Raw genomic sequence first — 16,904 nt, 5'->3', positions numbered from 1 at the left:
AGAGAAGCAAGGCGTCTTGCGATTGAGACTTCAGTGTCCCCTTCGTCTAGAGGCCCAGGACACCGCCCTTTCACGGCGGTAACAGGGGTTCGAATCCCCTAGGGGACGCCACTTGCTGGTATGTAAGTGAAAGTTGCGTGCCGAACTATCTCAAAGCTGACTTGAAAGAGTCATGTTTGAGATATTTGCTCTTTAACAATCCGGAACAAGCTGAAAATTGAAACGACATGTCGTCTTATTCTTCCGTAATAAAGAATGAGGTTAAGACATGTTCGAGTCTCTCAAATTTTCACAACAGCGATTGTGTCTTACGAGACACCTTCGGGTTGTGAGGTTAAGCGACTAAGCGTACACGGTGGATGCCCTGGCAGTCAGAGGCGATGAAGGACGTGCTAATCTGCGATAAGCGTCGGTAAGGTGATATGAACCGTTATAGCCGGCGATTTCCGAATGGGGAAACCCAGTGTGATCCGTCACACTATCATTACGTGAATACATAGCGTAATGAAGCGAACCGGGGGAACTGAAACATCTAAGTACCCCGAGGAAAAGAAATCAACCGAGATTCCCCCAGTAGCGGCGAGCGAACGGGGAGCAGCCCAGAACCTGAATCAGTTTGTGTGTTAGTGGAAGCGTCTGGAAAGTCGCAGGGTACAGGGTGATACTCCCGTACACTAAAATGCACATACTGTGAGTTCGAAGAGTAGGGCGGGACACGTGGTATCCTGTCTGAATATGGGGGGACCATCCTCCAAGGCTAAATACTCCTGACTGACCGATAGTGAACCAGTACCGTGAGGGAAAGGCGAAAAGAACCCCGGCGAGGGGAGTGAAAAAGAACCTGAAACCGTGTACGTACAAGCAGTGGGAGCCTCTTTATGGGGTGACTGCGTACCTTTTGTATAATGGGTCAGCGACTTATATTCTGTAGCAAGGTTAACCGTATAGGGGAGCCGCAGGGAAACCGAGTCTTAACTGGGCGTTAAGTTGCAGGGTATAGACCCGAAACCCGGTGATCTAGCCATGGGCAGGTTGAAGGTTGGGTAACACTAACTGGAGGACCGAACCGACTAATGTTGAAAAATTAGCGGATGACTTGTGGCTGGGGGTGAAAGGCCAATCAAACCGGGAGATAGCTGGTTCTCCCCGAAAGCTATTTAGGTAGCGCCTCGTGAACTCATCTTCGGGGGTAGAGCACTGTTTCGGCTAGGGGGCCATCCCGGCTTACCAACCCGATGCAAACTACGAATACCGAAGAATGTTATCACGGGAGACACACGGCGGGTGCTAACGTCCGTCGTGAAGAGGGAAACAACCCAGACCGCCAGCTAAGGTCCCAAAGTCATGGTTAAGTGGGAAACGATGTGGGAAGGCACAGACAGCCAGGATGTTGGCTTAGAAGCAGCCATCATTTAAAGAAAGCGTAATAGCTCACTGGTCGAGTCGGCCTGCGCGGAAGATGTAACGGGGCTAAACCATGCACCGAAGCTGCGGCAGCGACACTATGTGTTGTTGGGTAGGGGAGCGTTCTGTAAGCCGTCGAAGGTGAACTGTGAGGTTTGCTGGAGGTATCAGAAGTGCGAATGCTGACATAAGTAACGATAAAGCGGGTGAAAAGCCCGCTCGCCGGAAGACCAAGGGTTCCTGTCCAACGTTAATCGGGGCAGGGTGAGTCGACCCCTAAGGCGAGGCCGAAAGGCGTAGTCGATGGGAAACAGGTTAATATTCCTGTACTCGGTGTTACTGCGAAGGGGGGACGGAGAAGGCTATGTTAGCCGGGCGACGGTTGTCCCGGTTTAAGCATGTAGGCGGAGCGTTTAGGTAAATCCGGACGCTTATCAAACGCTGAGGTGTGATGACGAGGCACTACGGTGCTGAAGTAACAAATGCCCTGCTTCCAGGAAAAGCCTCTAAGCATCAGGTAACATTGAATCGTACCCCAAACCGACACAGGTGGTCAGGTAGAGAATACCAAGGCGCTTGAGAGAACTCGGGTGAAGGAACTAGGCAAAATGGTGCCGTAACTTCGGGAGAAGGCACGCTGTCATCAGGTGAAGCCCCTCGCGGGTGGAGCTGAAGGCAGTCGAAGATACCAGCTGGCTGCAACTGTTTATTAAAAACACAGCACTGTGCAAACACGAAAGTGGACGTATACGGTGTGACGCCTGCCCGGTGCCGGAAGGTTAATTGATGGGGTTATCCGCAAGGAGAAGCTCTTGATCGAAGCCCCGGTAAACGGCGGCCGTAACTATAACGGTCCTAAGGTAGCGAAATTCCTTGTCGGGTAAGTTCCGACCTGCACGAATGGCGTAATGATGGCCAGGCTGTCTCCACCCGAGACTCAGTGAAATTGAAATCGCTGTGAAGATGCAGTGTACCCGCGGCAAGACGGAAAGACCCCGTGAACCTTTACTATAGCTTGACACTGAACATTGAGCCTTGATGTGTAGGATAGGTGGGAGGCTTTGAAGCGTGGACGCCAGTCTGCGTGGAGCCAACCTTGAAATACCACCCTTTAATGTTTGATGTTCTAACGTAGACCCGTGATCCGGGTTGCGGACAGTGTCTGGTGGGTAGTTTGACTGGGGCGGTCTCCTCCTAAAGCGTAACGGAGGAGCACGAAGGTTAGCTAATCACGGTCGGACATCGTGAGGTTAGTGCAAAGGCATAAGCTAGCTTGACTGCGAGAGTGACGGCTCGAGCAGGTGCGAAAGCAGGTCTTAGTGATCCGGTGGTTCTGAATGGAAGGGCCATCGCTCAACGGATAAAAGGTACTCCGGGGATAACAGGCTGATACCGCCCAAGAGTTCATATCGACGGCGGTGTTTGGCACCTCGATGTCGGCTCATCACATCCTGGGGCTGAAGTAGGTCCCAAGGGTATGGCTGTTCGCCATTTAAAGTGGTACGCGAGCTGGGTTTAGAACGTCGTGAGACAGTTCGGTCCCTATCTGCCGTGGGCGCTGGAGAATTGAGGGGGGCTGCTCCTAGTACGAGAGGACCGGAGTGGACGCATCACTGGTGTTCGGGTTGTCATGCCAATGGCATTGCCCGGTAGCTAAATGCGGAAAAGATAAGCGCTGAAAGCATCTAAGCGCGAAACTTGCCCCGAGATGAGTTCTCCCTGACCCTTTAAGGGTCCTGAAGGAACGTTGAAGACTACGACGTTGATAGGCTGGGTGTGTAAGCGTAGCGATACGTTGAGCTAACCAGTACTAATGATCCGTGAGGCTTAACCTTACAACACCGAAGGTGTTTTGAGAGACGAAAGATTTTCAGCTTAGTTCAGGATTAGATTGATGGTTATATGGAAATATAACGGTCAATAACAGAATTTGCCTGGCGGCCGTAGCGCGGTGGTCCCACCTGACCCCATGCCGAACTCAGAAGTGAAACGCCGTAGCGCCGATGGTAGTGTGGGGTCTCCCCATGCGAGAGTAGGGAACTGCCAGGCATCAAATAAAAGCGAAAGGCTCAGTCGAAAGACTGGGCCTTTTGTTTTGTCTGTTTTTTGTTGGTGAGCACTCTCCAGAGGAGAACAAAATCATTAGTAATGATTTTGAACGCCGCGTGCGGCGGCCCCGGAGGGGCGAGTATCAGGATGATGCGCGTATTGTAGGGAACGGCCAGGCATCAAATCAGCATTAACCCCGACCGAAAGGCCGGGGTTTTTTGCTTTTTGTACCCTTCATATTTTTAGCTTTCTACGACAGAGTTATTCTCTGAGTTCCTGTCTTCAATCCAGCGTAAGCATCTGCTCTTGGCTATCACTCTTAAATGAAACATTTTCACCTTTTCGCTTCTGACTCGACATTGAATCATAAACTCGGTATCGTCAGGTGTCTGGATGTCTAAACGTTTAAACGTATGCTTTGAGGATATAAGGTTATGCCGATTCGGGTGCAGGACGAGCTACCAGCCGTCAATTTCCTGCGTGAAGAAAACGTCTTTGTGATGACGACATCGCGCGCCAGCAATCAGGAAATACGTCCGTTAAAGGTGCTGATCCTGAATCTGATGCCGAAGAAAATTGAGACGGAAAACCAGTTCCTGCGGCTGCTCTCCAACTCTCCACTGCAGGTGGATATCCAGCTGCTGCGCATCGACAGCCGTGAATCTCGCCATACGCCTGGCGAGCACCTCAATAACTTTTACTGTAATTTTGATGACATTAAACACGACAACTATGACGGGTTGATCGTCACCGGCGCTCCGCTTGGGCTGGTTGAATTTAATGATGTGGCTTACTGGCCGCAGATCCAGCAGGTGCTGGAATGGGCCAAAGATCATGTTACCTCGACGCTGTTTGTCTGCTGGGCCGTCCAGGCCGCGCTGAATATTTTATACGGCATTCCAAAGCAAACTCGAGATGAAAAACTTTCTGGCGTCTACGAGCACAATGTTACTCAGCCTCATGCTTTACTGACGCGCGGCTTTGATGATTCATTCCTGGCGCCTCATTCTCGTTATGCCGACTTCCCTGCGCAGCTGATCCGGGATTACACCGATCTGGAGATCTTTGCCGAAACAGAACAGGGCGATGCCTACCTGTTTGGCAGCAGGGATAAGCGCATCGCGTTCGTAACCGGTCACCCGGAATATGATGCGCTGACGCTGTCCGGCGAGTATTTCCGCGATGTCGATGCGGGGCTTCAGCCAGAGGTGCCGTATAACTACTTCCCAGGAGACGATCCGGCGAAGAAACCTCACGCGACCTGGCGCAGCCATGGCAATCTGCTGTTCACCAACTGGCTGAACTACTACGTCTACCAGATTACGCCATTCGACCTTCGCCACATGAACCCGACGCTCGATTAAGCGTTTCAGCTTCCCATTTCAGGCGCCTTCGGCGCCTTTTTTCTATTCTGAAAATCACTTCCCGCCTTGATTAAACTTTAATCTCATAAATATCAATATGATAAATCAATTTAAAATCAAAAATGGAAATTGTTTTTGATTTTAAAAAATCATCAAGTAGTCTTAATTCTGTTGCATGAAAACTGCACAGCCGTGCGCGATTCACTTTTGGCCGTCTCGACGGGATAAGACGAAGGAGTAACCGAATGACACAACAGACAGTTAGCGAAGAGCTGGCCTTTAGCCAGCCGTTTGGCGAGCAAGAGAAGCAGATCCTCACCCCGGAAGCCGTAGAATTCCTCGGCGAGCTGGTGAGCCGCTTTACTCCACAGCGCAATAAGCTGCTGGCATCTCGCATTGCTGAACAGCAGGCCATCGACGGTGGAAAGCTTCCTGATTTCAATTCGGAAACAGATTCCATTCGTAAAAGTGATTGGCAGATTCGTGGTATTCCGCAGGATTTGCTCGACCGCAGGGTAGAAATTACCGGGCCGGTTGAGCGAAAAATGGTGATCAACGCGCTGAATGCTAACGTAAAAGTCTTTATGGCCGACTTCGAAGATTCCCTGGCGCCGAGCTGGAGCAAAGTCATTGACGGGCAGATCAACCTGCGCGACGCGATAAACGGCACCATCAGCTGGACAAACGAAGCGGGAAAAATCTATCAGCTGAAGCCAGACCCGGCGGTACTGGTTTGCCGCGTGCGCGGCCTGCATCTGCCTGAAAAACACGTGACCTGGCGCGGGGAAGCGATCCCTGGCAGCCTGTTCGACTTCGGGCTCTATTTCTTCCACAACGTGGATGCCCTTCTGGCTAAAGGCAGCGGCCCTTATTTCTATCTGCCCAAAACCCAGTCATGGCAGGAAGCGGCCTGGTGGAGCGAAGTATTCAGCTTCACGGAAGATCGCTTCGATCTGCCACGCGGCACCATTAAAGCGACTTTATTGATAGAAACGCTGCCAGCGGTATTCCAGATGGATGAGATCCTGCACGCCCTGAAAGATCACATCGTGGGCCTGAACTGTGGTCGCTGGGACTACATCTTCAGCTACATCAAAACCTTGAAAAACCACCCGGATCGCGTCCTGCCGGACAGGCAGTCCGTGACGATGGATAAACCTTTCCTGAACGCTTACTCGCGGCTGCTGATCAAGACCTGTCATCGTCGCGGTGCATTTGCAATGGGCGGCATGGCGGCCTTTATCCCGAGCAAAGACAGCGCTCGCAATGAATGGGTACTGAACAAAGTCAAAGCGGACAAAGAGATGGAGGCCAATAACGGCCATGATGGTACCTGGATTGCGCATCCGGGCCTTGCGGACACGGTTGTTGAGGTGTTTGGCAAAGCGCTGGGTGAACGCCAGAACCAGCTGGACATCAGCCGCAGCGAAGATGCCCCCATCACCGCGGCGCAGTTGCTTGAGCCTTGCCCTGGCGAGCGCACCGAAGAAGGTATGCGCGCCAACATCCGCGTTGCGGTGCAGTACATCGAGGCGTGGATCTCCGGCAACGGCTGCGTACCGATTTACGGGCTGATGGAGGATGCTGCGACCGCTGAAATTTCCCGTACTTCCATCTGGCAATGGATCCATCACCAAAAGACGCTAAGCAACGGCCAGACCGTAACGAAAGCGCTGTTCCGCCAGATGCTTGCCGAAGAGATGTTGGTGATTCAGGACGAGCTGGGCGACCAGCGTTTTAGCCAGGGACGCTTCGATGAAGCTGCGCGGCTGATGGAACAAATTACCACCTCAGAAGAGTTAATCGACTTCCTGACGCTGCCGGGCTACCGCCTGCTTGCCTGAACCTAACCCTATAAAAATGGAGCATCTGAAATGAAAACCTCTCGTAGCCAACAGATTCAACAAGTACAACAAGACTGGACACAGCCGCGTTGGGAAGGCATTAAGCGTACCTATAGCGCAGAAGACGTCGTGAAACTGCGCGGTTCGCTGACCCCGGAGTGTACTCTGGCGCAGCACGGGGCGGCTAAACTCTGGCGCCTGCTGCACGGCGAGTCGAAAAAAGGCTACGTAAACAGTCTGGGGGCGTTAACCGGCGGCCAGGCTTTACAGCAGGCGAAAGCGGGTATCGAAGCCATCTACCTCTCCGGCTGGCAGGTTGCGGCGGACGCTAACCTGGCGTCCAGTATGTACCCGGATCAGTCGCTCTACCCGGCGAACTCTGTCCCTGCGGTTGTCGATCGGATCAACAACAGCTTCCAGCGTGCGGATCAGATCCAGTGGGCATCCAATATTGAATCGGGCGATCCACGCCACATTGACTACTTCCTGCCTATCGTTGCCGATGCAGAAGCCGGTTTTGGCGGCGTGCTGAACGCCTTCGAACTGATGAAGTCGATGATTCAGGCGGGTGCCGCTGCGGTGCACTTTGAAGACCAGCTGGCTTCCGTGAAGAAATGCGGCCACATGGGCGGCAAAGTCCTGGTCCCAACTCAGGAAGCTATCCAGAAGCTGACTGCCGCTCGTCTGGCGGCTGACGTGATGGGGGTTCCAACGCTGCTGATCGCCCGTACCGATGCTGATGCGGCAGATCTGATCACCTCCGACTGCGACGAATACGACCGCGAATTCATCACCGGTGAGCGCACGCAGGAAGGTTTCTACCGTACACGCGCTGGCATTGAGCAGGCTATCAGTCGCGGCCTGGCCTACGCGCCTTATGCCGACCTGGTCTGGTGTGAAACCTCTAAACCCGACCTGGACCAGGCCCGCCGTTTCGCGGAAGCCATCCATGCGCGCTTCCCAGGCAAACTGCTGGCCTATAACTGTTCGCCGTCGTTTAACTGGAAGAAAAACCTCGATGACAAAACCATCGCGTCCTTCCAGCAAGAACTGTCGGACATGGGTTACAAATACCAGTTCATCACCCTGGCGGGGATCCACAGCATGTGGTTCAACATGTTCGATCTGGCGCACTCTTATGCGCAGGGGGAGGGCATGCGCCACTATGTTGAGAAGGTACAGCAGCCTGAATTTGCCGCCGCTTCTGAAGGCTACACCTTCGTTTCTCACCAGCAGGAAGTGGGCACCGGCTACTTTGACCGCGTAACCACCGTCATCCAGGGCGGCGCTTCTTCCGTCACGGCGCTGACAGGTTCGACGGAAGAAGAGCAGTTCTGAACAAACTTTATTTTCCCCCTCTCCTTTGGGAGAGGGCCGGGGTGAGGGGAGAAATAAATGTCACACAGGCTGGAGCTGTTAATTGCCCACACCATCCTGCAGGGGTTTGACGCGCAATACGGTCGATTTCTGGAGGTCACCGCGGGTGCCCAGCAGCGCTTTGAACAGGCCGACTGGCACGCCGTTCAACAGGCGATGAAAAGCCGCATCAACCTGTACGATCACCACGTAGGTCTCGTCGTAGAACAGCTTCGCTGCATTACCGGCGGGCAGAACACCGACGCGGCCTTTTTACTGCGCGTGAAAGAGCAATACACCCGGCTACTGCCGGATTACCCGCGTTTTGAAATTGCCGAAAGCTTTTTTAATTCTGTCTATTGTCGGCTCTTCGACCACCGCTCGCTTACTCCCGAGCGGCTTTTTATCTTCAGCTCCCAGGCAGGCAAACAGCTTCGGCCGCTGCCTCGCCCACTGGCAAAAACTTTTTTCCCGGAGCAAGGCTGGACGACGTTGCTCACGACCTTGCTCTCCGATCTCCCGCTGCGCCTGCCCTGGCAGGATATTGCGCGGGATGTAGGGTTTATCCTCGCCCATCTGCATGAAACCTTCGGCGCAGAAACATTGCGGACGGCCACGCTGGAAGTGGCTAATGAACTGTTTTACCGCAATAAAGCCGCCTGGCTGGTTGGCAAACTGGTTCTGCCGGGAGGAAAAATTCCCTTTTTATTGCCGATCCATCGCACCGATGATGGCCGGTTAATGGTAGACACCTGCCTGACCAGCTCCCCCGAAGCCAGTATCGTTTTCGGCTTTGCGCGTTCCTATTTCATGGTTTATGCCCCTTTCCCCGTCGCGCTCGTGGAGTGGCTACGCGAGATTCTACCGGGAAAAACTACCGCCGAACTGTACATGGCGATTGGCTGCCAGAAGCACGGCAAAACCGAAAGCTATCGCGAATATCTGACCTACATTCACAGCACGGCCGAGCAGTTTATTGAGGCACCCGGCATACGCGGCATGGTGATGCTGGTGTTCACGCTGCCGGGCTTCGATCGCGTGTTTAAAGTGATAAAAGACAAATTCGCGCCGCAAAAAGAAGTCACCGCCGAAAGGGTCCGTGCCTGCTACCAACTGGTAAAAGAGCACGACCGCGTGGGGCGCATGGCGGATACGCAGGAGTTTGAAAACTTCGTGCTGGATAAGCGGCAGATAAGTGCCGACCTCATGTCGCTGCTGCTTGAAGAAGTGCCTGAAAAACTGACCGATCTTGGCGACCGCATTGCCATCAGCCATCTCTACATTGAGCGGCGAATGGTGCCGCTTAACCTGTGGCTGGAGCAGGTAGAAGGCCAGCAGTTAAGGGATGCGGTGGAAGAGTACGGCAATGCCATTCGTCAACTGGCGGCAGCCAATATCTTCCCTGGCGACATGCTATTTAAAAACTTTGGCGTGACGCGTCACGGGCGGGTGGTGTTCTACGATTACGATGAAATTTGCTACATGACCGAGGTGAATTTCCGGGATATTCCGCCGCCGCGTTACCCGGAAGATGAACTCTCTTCGGAGCCGTGGTACAGCATCTCGCCCGGAGATGTTTTCCCGGAAGAGTTCCGGCACTATCTTTGTGCAGACAAACGCATTCGCCCGCTATTCGATGAAATGCACGCCGACCTGTTCCGCGCTGAATTTTGGCGCGCTTTGCAAACTCGCATCCGCGGTGGCTATGTCGAAGATGTTTATGCTTATCGCCGCCGCCAGCGCTTCAGCCAGCGGTTTGGGGAAGTGAAGCGAGCGGGCTAGCGCCCGCCGCCGTAAGCCAGAGTAATGTCCTTCGCGGCTTTGATCACCAGCGCACCCAGCTCGGTCACGCGGTCATCGGTGATGCGTGAAATCGGGCCAGAAATAGAGATCGCCGCGAATGCCTCATGGTGTTCATCGTAGATGCACGAAGCCACACAGCGCAGCCCCAGGGCATGCTCTTCATCGTCAAATGAATAACCGCGCTTGCGGGTTTGCGCTAAATCTTCTTTTAAATGCAGCGGCGAAGTCAGCGTGGCTGGCGTGTAGCTGTGCAGACCTTTGCGGTGCAGCAGGCCCGTCAGTTCGTCGTCGTTTAGCTGAGCCAGAAACGCCTTGCCCGCGCCGGATGCGTGCATCGGCAGCTTGCCGCCAATAGGTGCTGACATACGCATCAGCTGCGTGCACTGAACCTGGTCGATAATAATTGCCTGGTGATCGCTCTTGTCGAGTACCGCGAGGTTGACGGTTTCGCCGGAGGCTTCCATCAGTTTGCGCAGAATAGGGTGCACAATGGCCAGCAGATTGCGGCTTTGCAGGAAGCTGCTGCCGACGACAAATGCGTGCGCGCCAATCGTCCAGTGGCCAAGATCGCCCACCTGATGCACAAAGCCTAACTGCTGCATCGTGGTGAGCAGGCGATGGGTGGTGGAATTGGGCAAACCAGCCTGCTGGGCAAGCTCGGTGAGCGCCACGCTGCCGTCAGATTCGGCAATCCACTCCAGCAGCTTAAGGCCGCGGGTCAGGGACTGCACTTGCCCGGTGGCAGCCGGAGCCGCAGCGGCGGCGGTGCGGGGTTTCTTACCTCGTTTAGCGGGGACTGTAGCAACCATACCGGACTCCTTTTTCGTATCGTGGAAATCATTTTCGTTTTATTTGGCGAATTTGCAACCGCTACTCAGACTGATCGGATGAGTGATGCTGAACATCTCTCATGTTCCCGATATGCGGCTTTTACGACCCTATAGATTGTGCAAGTATGGGATGGCATATCCGTCAGGCAGGGAAAACAGGTGGGAGTGAGGCGTGAGCAACAACGTAGAGAAGCTGAAGCAACAACTGAGTGAGCGCATTCTGGTGCTGGACGGCGGTATGGGGACCATGATCCAAAGCTACCGCCTTGATGAGAGTGATTTCCGCGGCGAGCGTTTTGCCGACTGGCCGTGTGATCTTAAAGGCAACAATGACCTGCTGGTGCTCAGCAAACCGGAAATTATCGCCGCGATTCACTATGCCTACTTTGAAGCTGGCGCCGACATCGTTGAAACCAACACCTTTAACTCCACCACCATTGCAATGGCGGACTACCAAATGGAGTCGCTGTCGGCGGAAATTAACTACGAAGCCGCTAAGCTGGCGCGTTCCTGTGCCGACGAATGGACGGCCCGTACGCCGGAAAAACCGCGTTACGTCGCCGGTGTGCTTGGCCCGACCAACCGCACGGCATCAATTTCTCCAGACGTGAACGACCCGGCCTTCCGCAACATCACCTTTGATCAGCTGGTCGCCGCTTACCGTGAATCGACCAAAGCGCTGGTGGAGGGCGGGGCCGATCTGATCATGATCGAGACGGTCTTCGACACCCTGAATGCCAAAGCCGCCATCTTCGCCGTAAAGGCGGAGTTTGAAGCGCTTGGCGTTGATCTGCCGATCATGATTTCCGGCACCATTACCGATGCGTCAGGCCGTACGCTTTCCGGTCAGACGACGGAAGCTTTCTATAACTCCCTGCGCCACGCCGACGCGCTCTCTTTCGGACTTAACTGCGCGCTGGGGCCGGACGAACTGCGACAGTACGTGGCTGAACTGTCACGCATTGCTGAGTGCTACGTGACGGCTCACCCTAATGCTGGTCTGCCAAACGCTTTTGGTGAATACGACCTTGATGCGGACGTGATGGCGCAGCAGATTGGGGAATGGGCGCAGGCCGGATTCCTGAACATTGTCGGCGGCTGTTGCGGGACGACGCCTGCGCATATCGCCGCAATGAGCGCGGCGGTAGCAGGCGTTGCGCCGCGTAAACTCCCCGATCTGCCGGTTGCCTGTCGCCTCGCCGGGCTTGAGCCGCTGAATATCGGCGCGGATAGCCTGTTCGTTAACGTCGGGGAACGCACCAACGTTACCGGCTCGGCAAAGTTTAAGCGTCTGATCAAAGAAGAGAAATACAGCGAAGCGCTGGACGTGGCGCTGCAGCAGGTCGCCAGCGGCGCGCAGATCATCGACATCAACATGGACGAGGGAATGCTCGACGCCGAAGCGGCGATGGTGCGTTTCCTGAACCTGATTGCCGGTGAGCCGGATATCGCCCGGGTGCCCATCATGATCGACTCCTCGAAATGGGAGGTGATCGAGAAAGGGCTGAAGTGCATTCAGGGCAAAGGCATCGTTAACTCTATTTCCATGAAAGAAGGCACTGAGCCGTTTATCCATCATGCGAAGCTGGTACGCCGCTACGGCGCGGCGATGGTGGTGATGGCGTTCGATGAAATGGGCCAGGCCGATACGCGAGAGCGTAAAATCGAGATTTGCCGCCGGGCCTATAAAATTCTTACCGAAGAGGTGGGCTTCCCGCCGGAAGACATCATCTTTGACCCGAACATCTTCGCGGTGGCGACCGGCATCGAAGAACACAACAACTACGCCCAGGATTTTATCGGCGCCTGCGAAGATATTAAGCGCGAGCTGCCCCATGCGATGATCTCCGGCGGCGTGTCTAACGTCTCCTTCTCTTTCCGCGGCAACGAGCCGGTGCGCGAGGCCATCCACGCGGTATTCCTTTACTACGCAATTCGCAACGGCATGGACATGGGGATCGTCAACGCCGGGCAACTGGCGATATACGACGATCTTCCGGCTGAACTGCGGGATGCCGTCGAAGACGTCATTCTCAACCGCCGCGACGACAGCACCGAACGTCTGCTGGAGCTGGCCGAAAAATATCGCGGCAGCAAAAGCGATGACGGCGCCAATGCTCAACTGGCGGAGTGGCGTAGCTGGGACGTAGTGAAACGTCTCGAGTATTCGCTGGTGAAAGGCATCACCGAGTTTATCGAAGCGGATACCGAAGAGGCCCGCCAGCAGTCGACTCGCCCAATAGAAGTGATTGAAGGCCCGCTGATGGCGGGAATGAACGTGGTGGGGGATTTGTTCGGCGAAGGGAAAATGTTCCTGCCGCAGGTGGTGAAATCGGCTCGCGTGATGAAGCAGGCGGTGGCTTACCTTGAGCCGTACATCGAAGCCAGCAAAGAGCAGGGCAGCAGCAACGGTAAAATCGTGCTGGCGACTGTCAAAGGCGACGTCCATGACATCGGCAAGAACATCGTCGGCGTAGTGCTGCAATGTAACAACTACGAGATTATCGATCTTGGCGTGATGGTGCCCGGCGAGAAAATTTTGAAAACCGCCCGTGAAGTGGGGGCCGATATCATTGGCCTGTCCGGGCTTATCACCCCGTCGCTGGACGAAATGGTCAACGTGGCCAAAGAGATGGAGCGGCAGGGCTTTACGCTGCCGCTGCTGATCGGCGGGGCAACTACGTCAAAAGCCCACACGGCGGTGAAAATAGAGCAGAACTACAGCGGGCCAACCGTCTACGTGCAGAACGCCTCGCGCACCGTCGGCGTGGTTTCTGCTCTGCTTTCAGAAACCCAGCGCGATGAATTTGTCGCCCGCACCCGCAAAGAATACGAAGTTGTTCGTACGCAGCACGCGCGTAAAAAACCGCGCACGCCGCCGGTTACGCTGGAAGTCGCGCGGGATAACGATCTGCCTTTCGACTGGGAAAACTACACGCCTCCGGTTCCGCACTGGCTGGGCGTGCAGGAAGTGACCGCCAGCATTGAAACGCTGAGGAACTACATCGACTGGACGCCGTTCTTCATGACCTGGTCGCTGGCCGGAAAATATCCGCGCATTCTGGAAGATGAGGTTGTTGGCGAGGAGGCAAAACGGCTGTTTAAAGACGCTAACGACATGCTGGATATGCTCCACCGGACGAAAACAATGACGCCGCGCGGCGTGGTCGGCCTGTTCCCGGCGAATCGCGTGAGGGACGACGTGGAGATTTATGCCGATGAAACACGCTCTCAGGTGAAAGGCTTCAGCCGCCATCTGCGCCAGCAAACGGAAAAGAACGGCTTCCCGAACTACTGCATTGCCGATTTTGTGGCGCCTAAACACAGCGGTAAAGCCGACTACATCGGTGCTTTTGCGGTCACCGGCGGTATTGAAGAAGACGCGCTGGCGGGCGCTTATGATGCGCAGCACGATGATTACAACAAAATCATGGTGAAAGCGGTTGCCGACCGCCTGGCCGAAGCTTTTGCTGAATATCTGCACGAGCGCGTGCGTAAAGTTTACTGGGGCTACGCGGCCACGGAAAACCTCAGCAACGAGGAACTGATTCGCGAGAATTACCAAGGCATTCGCCCGGCACCGGGCTACCCGGCCTGCCCGGAGCACACGGAAAAAGCGGCCATCTGGGCGCTGCTGGACGTCGAAAACGTGATTGGCATGAAGCTCACCGAGTCTTACGCCATGTGGCCCGGTGCGTCTGTTTCCGGCTGGTACTTCAGCCACCCGGACAGCAAGTACTTCGCCGTCGCGCAAATTCAGCGCGACCAGGTCGAAGATTACGCCCGACGCAAAGGCATGCCGGTCAGCGAGGTCGAACGCTGGCTTGCGCCGAACCTCGGGTACGACGCCGACTGACTCACAAACCTGTTATCTTTCCTTACAACTTACAAGGCGCTCTGGGGGCGCCTTGTCTCTTTATTGAAGTTAAACCCTTATACTGAAGGATGGTGGCTATTTTTGCTTCGGGAACCCTAAAAACGATAAGGAGAACAAGAATCCGTGCTGACGTTGTTACACCTGCTGTCCGCCGTTTCGCTGCTGGTCTGGGGTACGCACATTGTGCGCACCGGTATCATGCGCGTTTACGGTGCCAACCTGCGCAGTGTGCTTAGCCACAGCGTAGAAAAGAAACCGCTCGCCTTCTGCGCCGGGATAGGCGTGACCGCGCTGGTGCAGAGCAGTAATGCCACCACCATGCTGGTGACCTCGTTCGTTGCCCAGGATTTGGTGGCGCTCGCCCCTGCGCTGGTGATTGTGCTGGGAGCTGATGTCGGTACAGCGCTAATGGCGCGTATCCTGACCTTCGATCTTTCGTGGCTTTCGCCGCTGCTGATTTTCATCGGCGTAATCTTCTTCCTCAGCCGCAAGCAGACTCGCGCCGGGCAGCTTGGCCGCGTGGGGATTGGCCTGGGTCTTATTCTGCTGGCGCTCGAGCTGATTGTGGGAGCCGTTACGCCGATTACCCAGGCGAACGGCGTCCAGGTGATCTTCGCTTCCCTGACCGGCGACATCATGCTCGACGCGCTGATTGGCGCGATGTTTGCCATTATCAGCTATTCGAGCCTGGCTGCCGTCCTGTTGACGGCCACGCTGACCTCCACCGGCGTGATCTCGTTTGATGTGGCGCTGTGTCTGGTCATCGGGGCTAACCTCGGCTCCGGCCTGCTGGCAATGATCAATAACAGCGCTGCGAATGCTGCCGCCCGTCGTGTGGCGTTGGGCAGCCTGCTGTTCAAGCTGGTGGGCAGCCTGCTGGTGCTGCCGTTTGTGCATGTCCTGGCCCGGCTGATGCACCACCTGCCGTTGCCGGAGTCTGAACTGGTTATCTACTTCCACGTGTTCTACAACCTGATTCGTTGCCTGGTGATGGTGCCGTTTGCCGAGCCAATGGCACGCTTCTGCCGCCGGGTGATCAGCGAAGCGCCGGAAGTCGACGCCCGAATGAAGCCGAAGCACCTCGATCCTACGGCGCTGGATACTCCCGCGCTGGGGTTATCTAACGCCGCGAGGGAAACCCTGAGAATGGGCGACGTGCTGGAGCAGATGCTGGAAACCTGGAGCAAGGTGATGCACGGCGAGCCGCGCCAGGAAAAAGAGCTGCGCAAGCTGGCCGACGACGTGGACGTGCTGTATACCGCCATCAAACTTTATCTTGCGCAGATGCCGAAGGAAGATCTGGCGGAAATGGAGTCGCGCCGCTGGGCGGAAATCATCGAAATGTCGCTGAACCTGGAGCAGGCAGCGGACATCATCGAACGTATGGGCAGCGAGGTGGCGGATAAATCTCTCGCCGCTCGCCGGGCCTTCTCGCCGGACGGCCTGACCGAGCTGGATAACCTGCTCCAGCAGTTGATCAGCAACCTGCAGCTGAGCCTGTCGGTGTTCTTCTCGAGCGACCTGGGCAGTGCCCGCCGGCTGCGCCGGAACAAACACCGCTTCCGCATCATGAACCGCCGCTACTCCCATGCCCACGTTGATCGCCTGCACCAGCAGAACGTGCAGAGCATCGAGACCAGCTCGCTGCACCTCGGGCTGCTGGGGGACATGAAGCGCCTGAACTCGTTGTTCTGTTCCGTTGCCTACAGCGTGCTGGACCAACCGGACGATGACGACGAGCGGGATGAATATTGATCGTCAACCCGGCATCGCTCTATAATTGAATAATGTATGCGCATTACAATGGGGGTTAATATGCGTGTTGAAAATGCGGCCGCTAAAAAATCGGTGAATGTCACGCTAGCGCCGGAGATTCTGGATGAGGCCCGTAGGCTGAAACTAAATATCTCGGCGGTACTGACCGAGGCATTAATCGAGAAATTTCGCGAAAACGCTCGGGCTGAGTGGCTCAAGGATAATCAGGAAAAGATTGCCGCGCTTAATGAGTTTGTTGAGGAGCACGGCTCGTTCAGTGATTTTCAGAGGAGCTTCTGATGGAACAGTTTCACGCCTACGAAAATACTGGCGCAGGGAAGAAAACGTATCCTTATCTCATCAATATGCAGCACCCCATTGCTGATGCCTTAAAGCATGTCCTGGTCATTCCCGTTATTGAACGCGAATTACTGGGTGCCATGCCTCCAGAAAAAATCTGCCCCATCGTGACGATTGAGGGGCAGCCTTGCGTGGCGATGACTCACATGATGGCAGGTATTCCGCTTAAAGAACTCGGTGCTTCAGTCGCGGATTTGACGCATTACAGAGATGAGCTGTGTGGCGCCGTTGATTTTATGATTCAGGGTTACTAACAAGCCCA

General features: G+C 55.1%; 9 protein-coding genes, 1 tRNA gene and 2 rRNA genes. 11 read left to right on the top strand and 1 reads right to left on the bottom strand.

The genetic code is table 11. The features are described from left to right. Nucleotides 1-35: 35 nt before the first annotated feature. The 7 genes from ACREYP_RS21035 to aceK all read left to right on the top strand — a co-directional run bounded on the left by ACREYP_RS21035 (nt 36) and on the right by aceK (nt 9,799). Nucleotides 36-111, top strand: a tRNA-Glu gene (locus tag ACREYP_RS21035). Between the two features lie 221 nt (nt 112-332). Next, nucleotides 333-3,239, top strand: a 23S ribosomal RNA gene (locus tag ACREYP_RS21030). Nucleotides 3,240-3,337: 98 nt separating this feature from the next. Then, nucleotides 3,338-3,453: ribosomal RNA gene (gene rrf / locus ACREYP_RS21025) — 5S ribosomal RNA — on the top strand. A 434-nt stretch (nt 3,454-3,887) separates the two neighbouring features. After that, nucleotides 3,888-4,817, top strand: coding sequence for a homoserine O-acetyltransferase MetA (metA, locus tag ACREYP_RS21020; protein ID WP_008455894.1), 930 nt, complete (start codon nt 3,888-3,890; stop codon nt 4,815-4,817). Between the two features lie 245 nt (nt 4,818-5,062). Further along, nucleotides 5,063-6,661 (top strand): malate synthase A, encoded by a 1,599-nt coding sequence (gene aceB, locus ACREYP_RS21015; RefSeq protein WP_039299404.1) that lies wholly within the window; start codon nt 5,063-5,065, stop codon nt 6,659-6,661. 30 nt (nt 6,662-6,691) lie between these two features. Next, nucleotides 6,692-7,999: an isocitrate lyase gene (gene aceA / locus ACREYP_RS21010; RefSeq protein WP_336818226.1), complete on the top strand. Its 1,308-nt coding sequence runs from the start codon at nt 6,692-6,694 to the stop codon at nt 7,997-7,999. A 57-nt stretch (nt 8,000-8,056) separates the two neighbouring features. Beyond that, nucleotides 8,057-9,799, top strand: coding sequence for a bifunctional isocitrate dehydrogenase kinase/phosphatase (gene aceK, locus ACREYP_RS21005; protein ID WP_336818227.1), 1,743 nt, complete (start codon nt 8,057-8,059; stop codon nt 9,797-9,799). Here aceK and iclR read toward each other — a convergent pair. Further along, entirely contained in the window at nt 9,796-10,629 is an 834-nt protein-coding gene (iclR, locus tag ACREYP_RS21000; protein WP_008455884.1) for a glyoxylate bypass operon transcriptional repressor IclR, read from the bottom strand. The two genes, aceK and iclR, sit on opposite strands and share 4 nt — an antisense overlap. Nucleotides 10,630-10,822: 193 nt before the next feature. Between iclR and metH the strand changes: the two genes are divergently transcribed. The 4 genes from metH (at nt 10,823) to ACREYP_RS20980 (ending at nt 16,896) form a co-directional block, all read left to right on the top strand. Continuing rightward, nucleotides 10,823-14,506 (top strand): methionine synthase, encoded by a 3,684-nt coding sequence (metH, locus tag ACREYP_RS20995; protein WP_336818228.1) that lies wholly within the window; start codon nt 10,823-10,825, stop codon nt 14,504-14,506. 144 nt (nt 14,507-14,650) lie between these two features. Then, on the top strand, nt 14,651-16,282 hold the full coding sequence (locus ACREYP_RS20990; RefSeq protein WP_008455880.1) for a Na/Pi cotransporter family protein: 1,632 nt from the start codon (nt 14,651-14,653) through the stop codon (nt 16,280-16,282). Nucleotides 16,283-16,318: 36 nt separating this feature from the next. Beyond that, the gene (locus tag ACREYP_RS20985) at nt 16,319-16,582 is read left to right on the top strand and encodes a type II toxin-antitoxin system CcdA family antitoxin (RefSeq protein WP_336818229.1); all 264 of its coding nucleotides are present in this window, start codon (nt 16,319-16,321) and stop codon (nt 16,580-16,582) included. Then, nucleotides 16,582-16,896, top strand: a complete 315-nt coding sequence (locus tag ACREYP_RS20980; protein WP_008455875.1) for a CcdB family protein — start codon at nt 16,582-16,584, stop codon at nt 16,894-16,896. Before ACREYP_RS20985 ends, ACREYP_RS20980 begins: the two co-directional genes overlap by 1 nt. Nucleotides 16,897-16,904 lie beyond the last annotated feature (8 nt).

Origin of the sequence: Enterobacter sp. TMH.L2, assembly GCF_050847315.1 — a bacterium.
Lineage (GTDB): Bacteria > Pseudomonadota > Gammaproteobacteria > Enterobacterales > Enterobacteriaceae > Cedecea.
Note: the sequence above shows the minus strand (reverse complement) of the source record. Positions and strands in the feature narration are given on the sequence as shown.

Bases quoted from the DNA above. Each gene is read 5' to 3' on its own strand.
- aceB (WP_039299404.1), top strand. From the start codon at position 5,063: ATGACACAACAGACAGTTAGCGAAGAGCTGGCCTTTAGCCAGCCGTTT.
- aceK (WP_336818227.1), top strand. From the start codon at position 8,057: ATGTCACACAGGCTGGAGCTGTTAATTGCCCACACCATCCTGCAGGGG.
- metA (WP_008455894.1), top strand. From the start codon at position 3,888: ATGCCGATTCGGGTGCAGGACGAGCTACCAGCCGTCAATTTCCTGCGT.
- aceA (WP_336818226.1), top strand. From the start codon at position 6,692: ATGAAAACCTCTCGTAGCCAACAGATTCAACAAGTACAACAAGACTGG.
- iclR (WP_008455884.1), bottom strand. From the start codon at position 10,629: ATGGTTGCTACAGTCCCCGCTAAACGAGGTAAGAAACCCCGCACCGCC.
- ACREYP_RS20980 (WP_008455875.1), top strand. From the start codon at position 16,582: ATGGAACAGTTTCACGCCTACGAAAATACTGGCGCAGGGAAGAAAACG.
- ACREYP_RS20985 (WP_336818229.1), top strand. From the start codon at position 16,319: ATGCGCATTACAATGGGGGTTAATATGCGTGTTGAAAATGCGGCCGCT.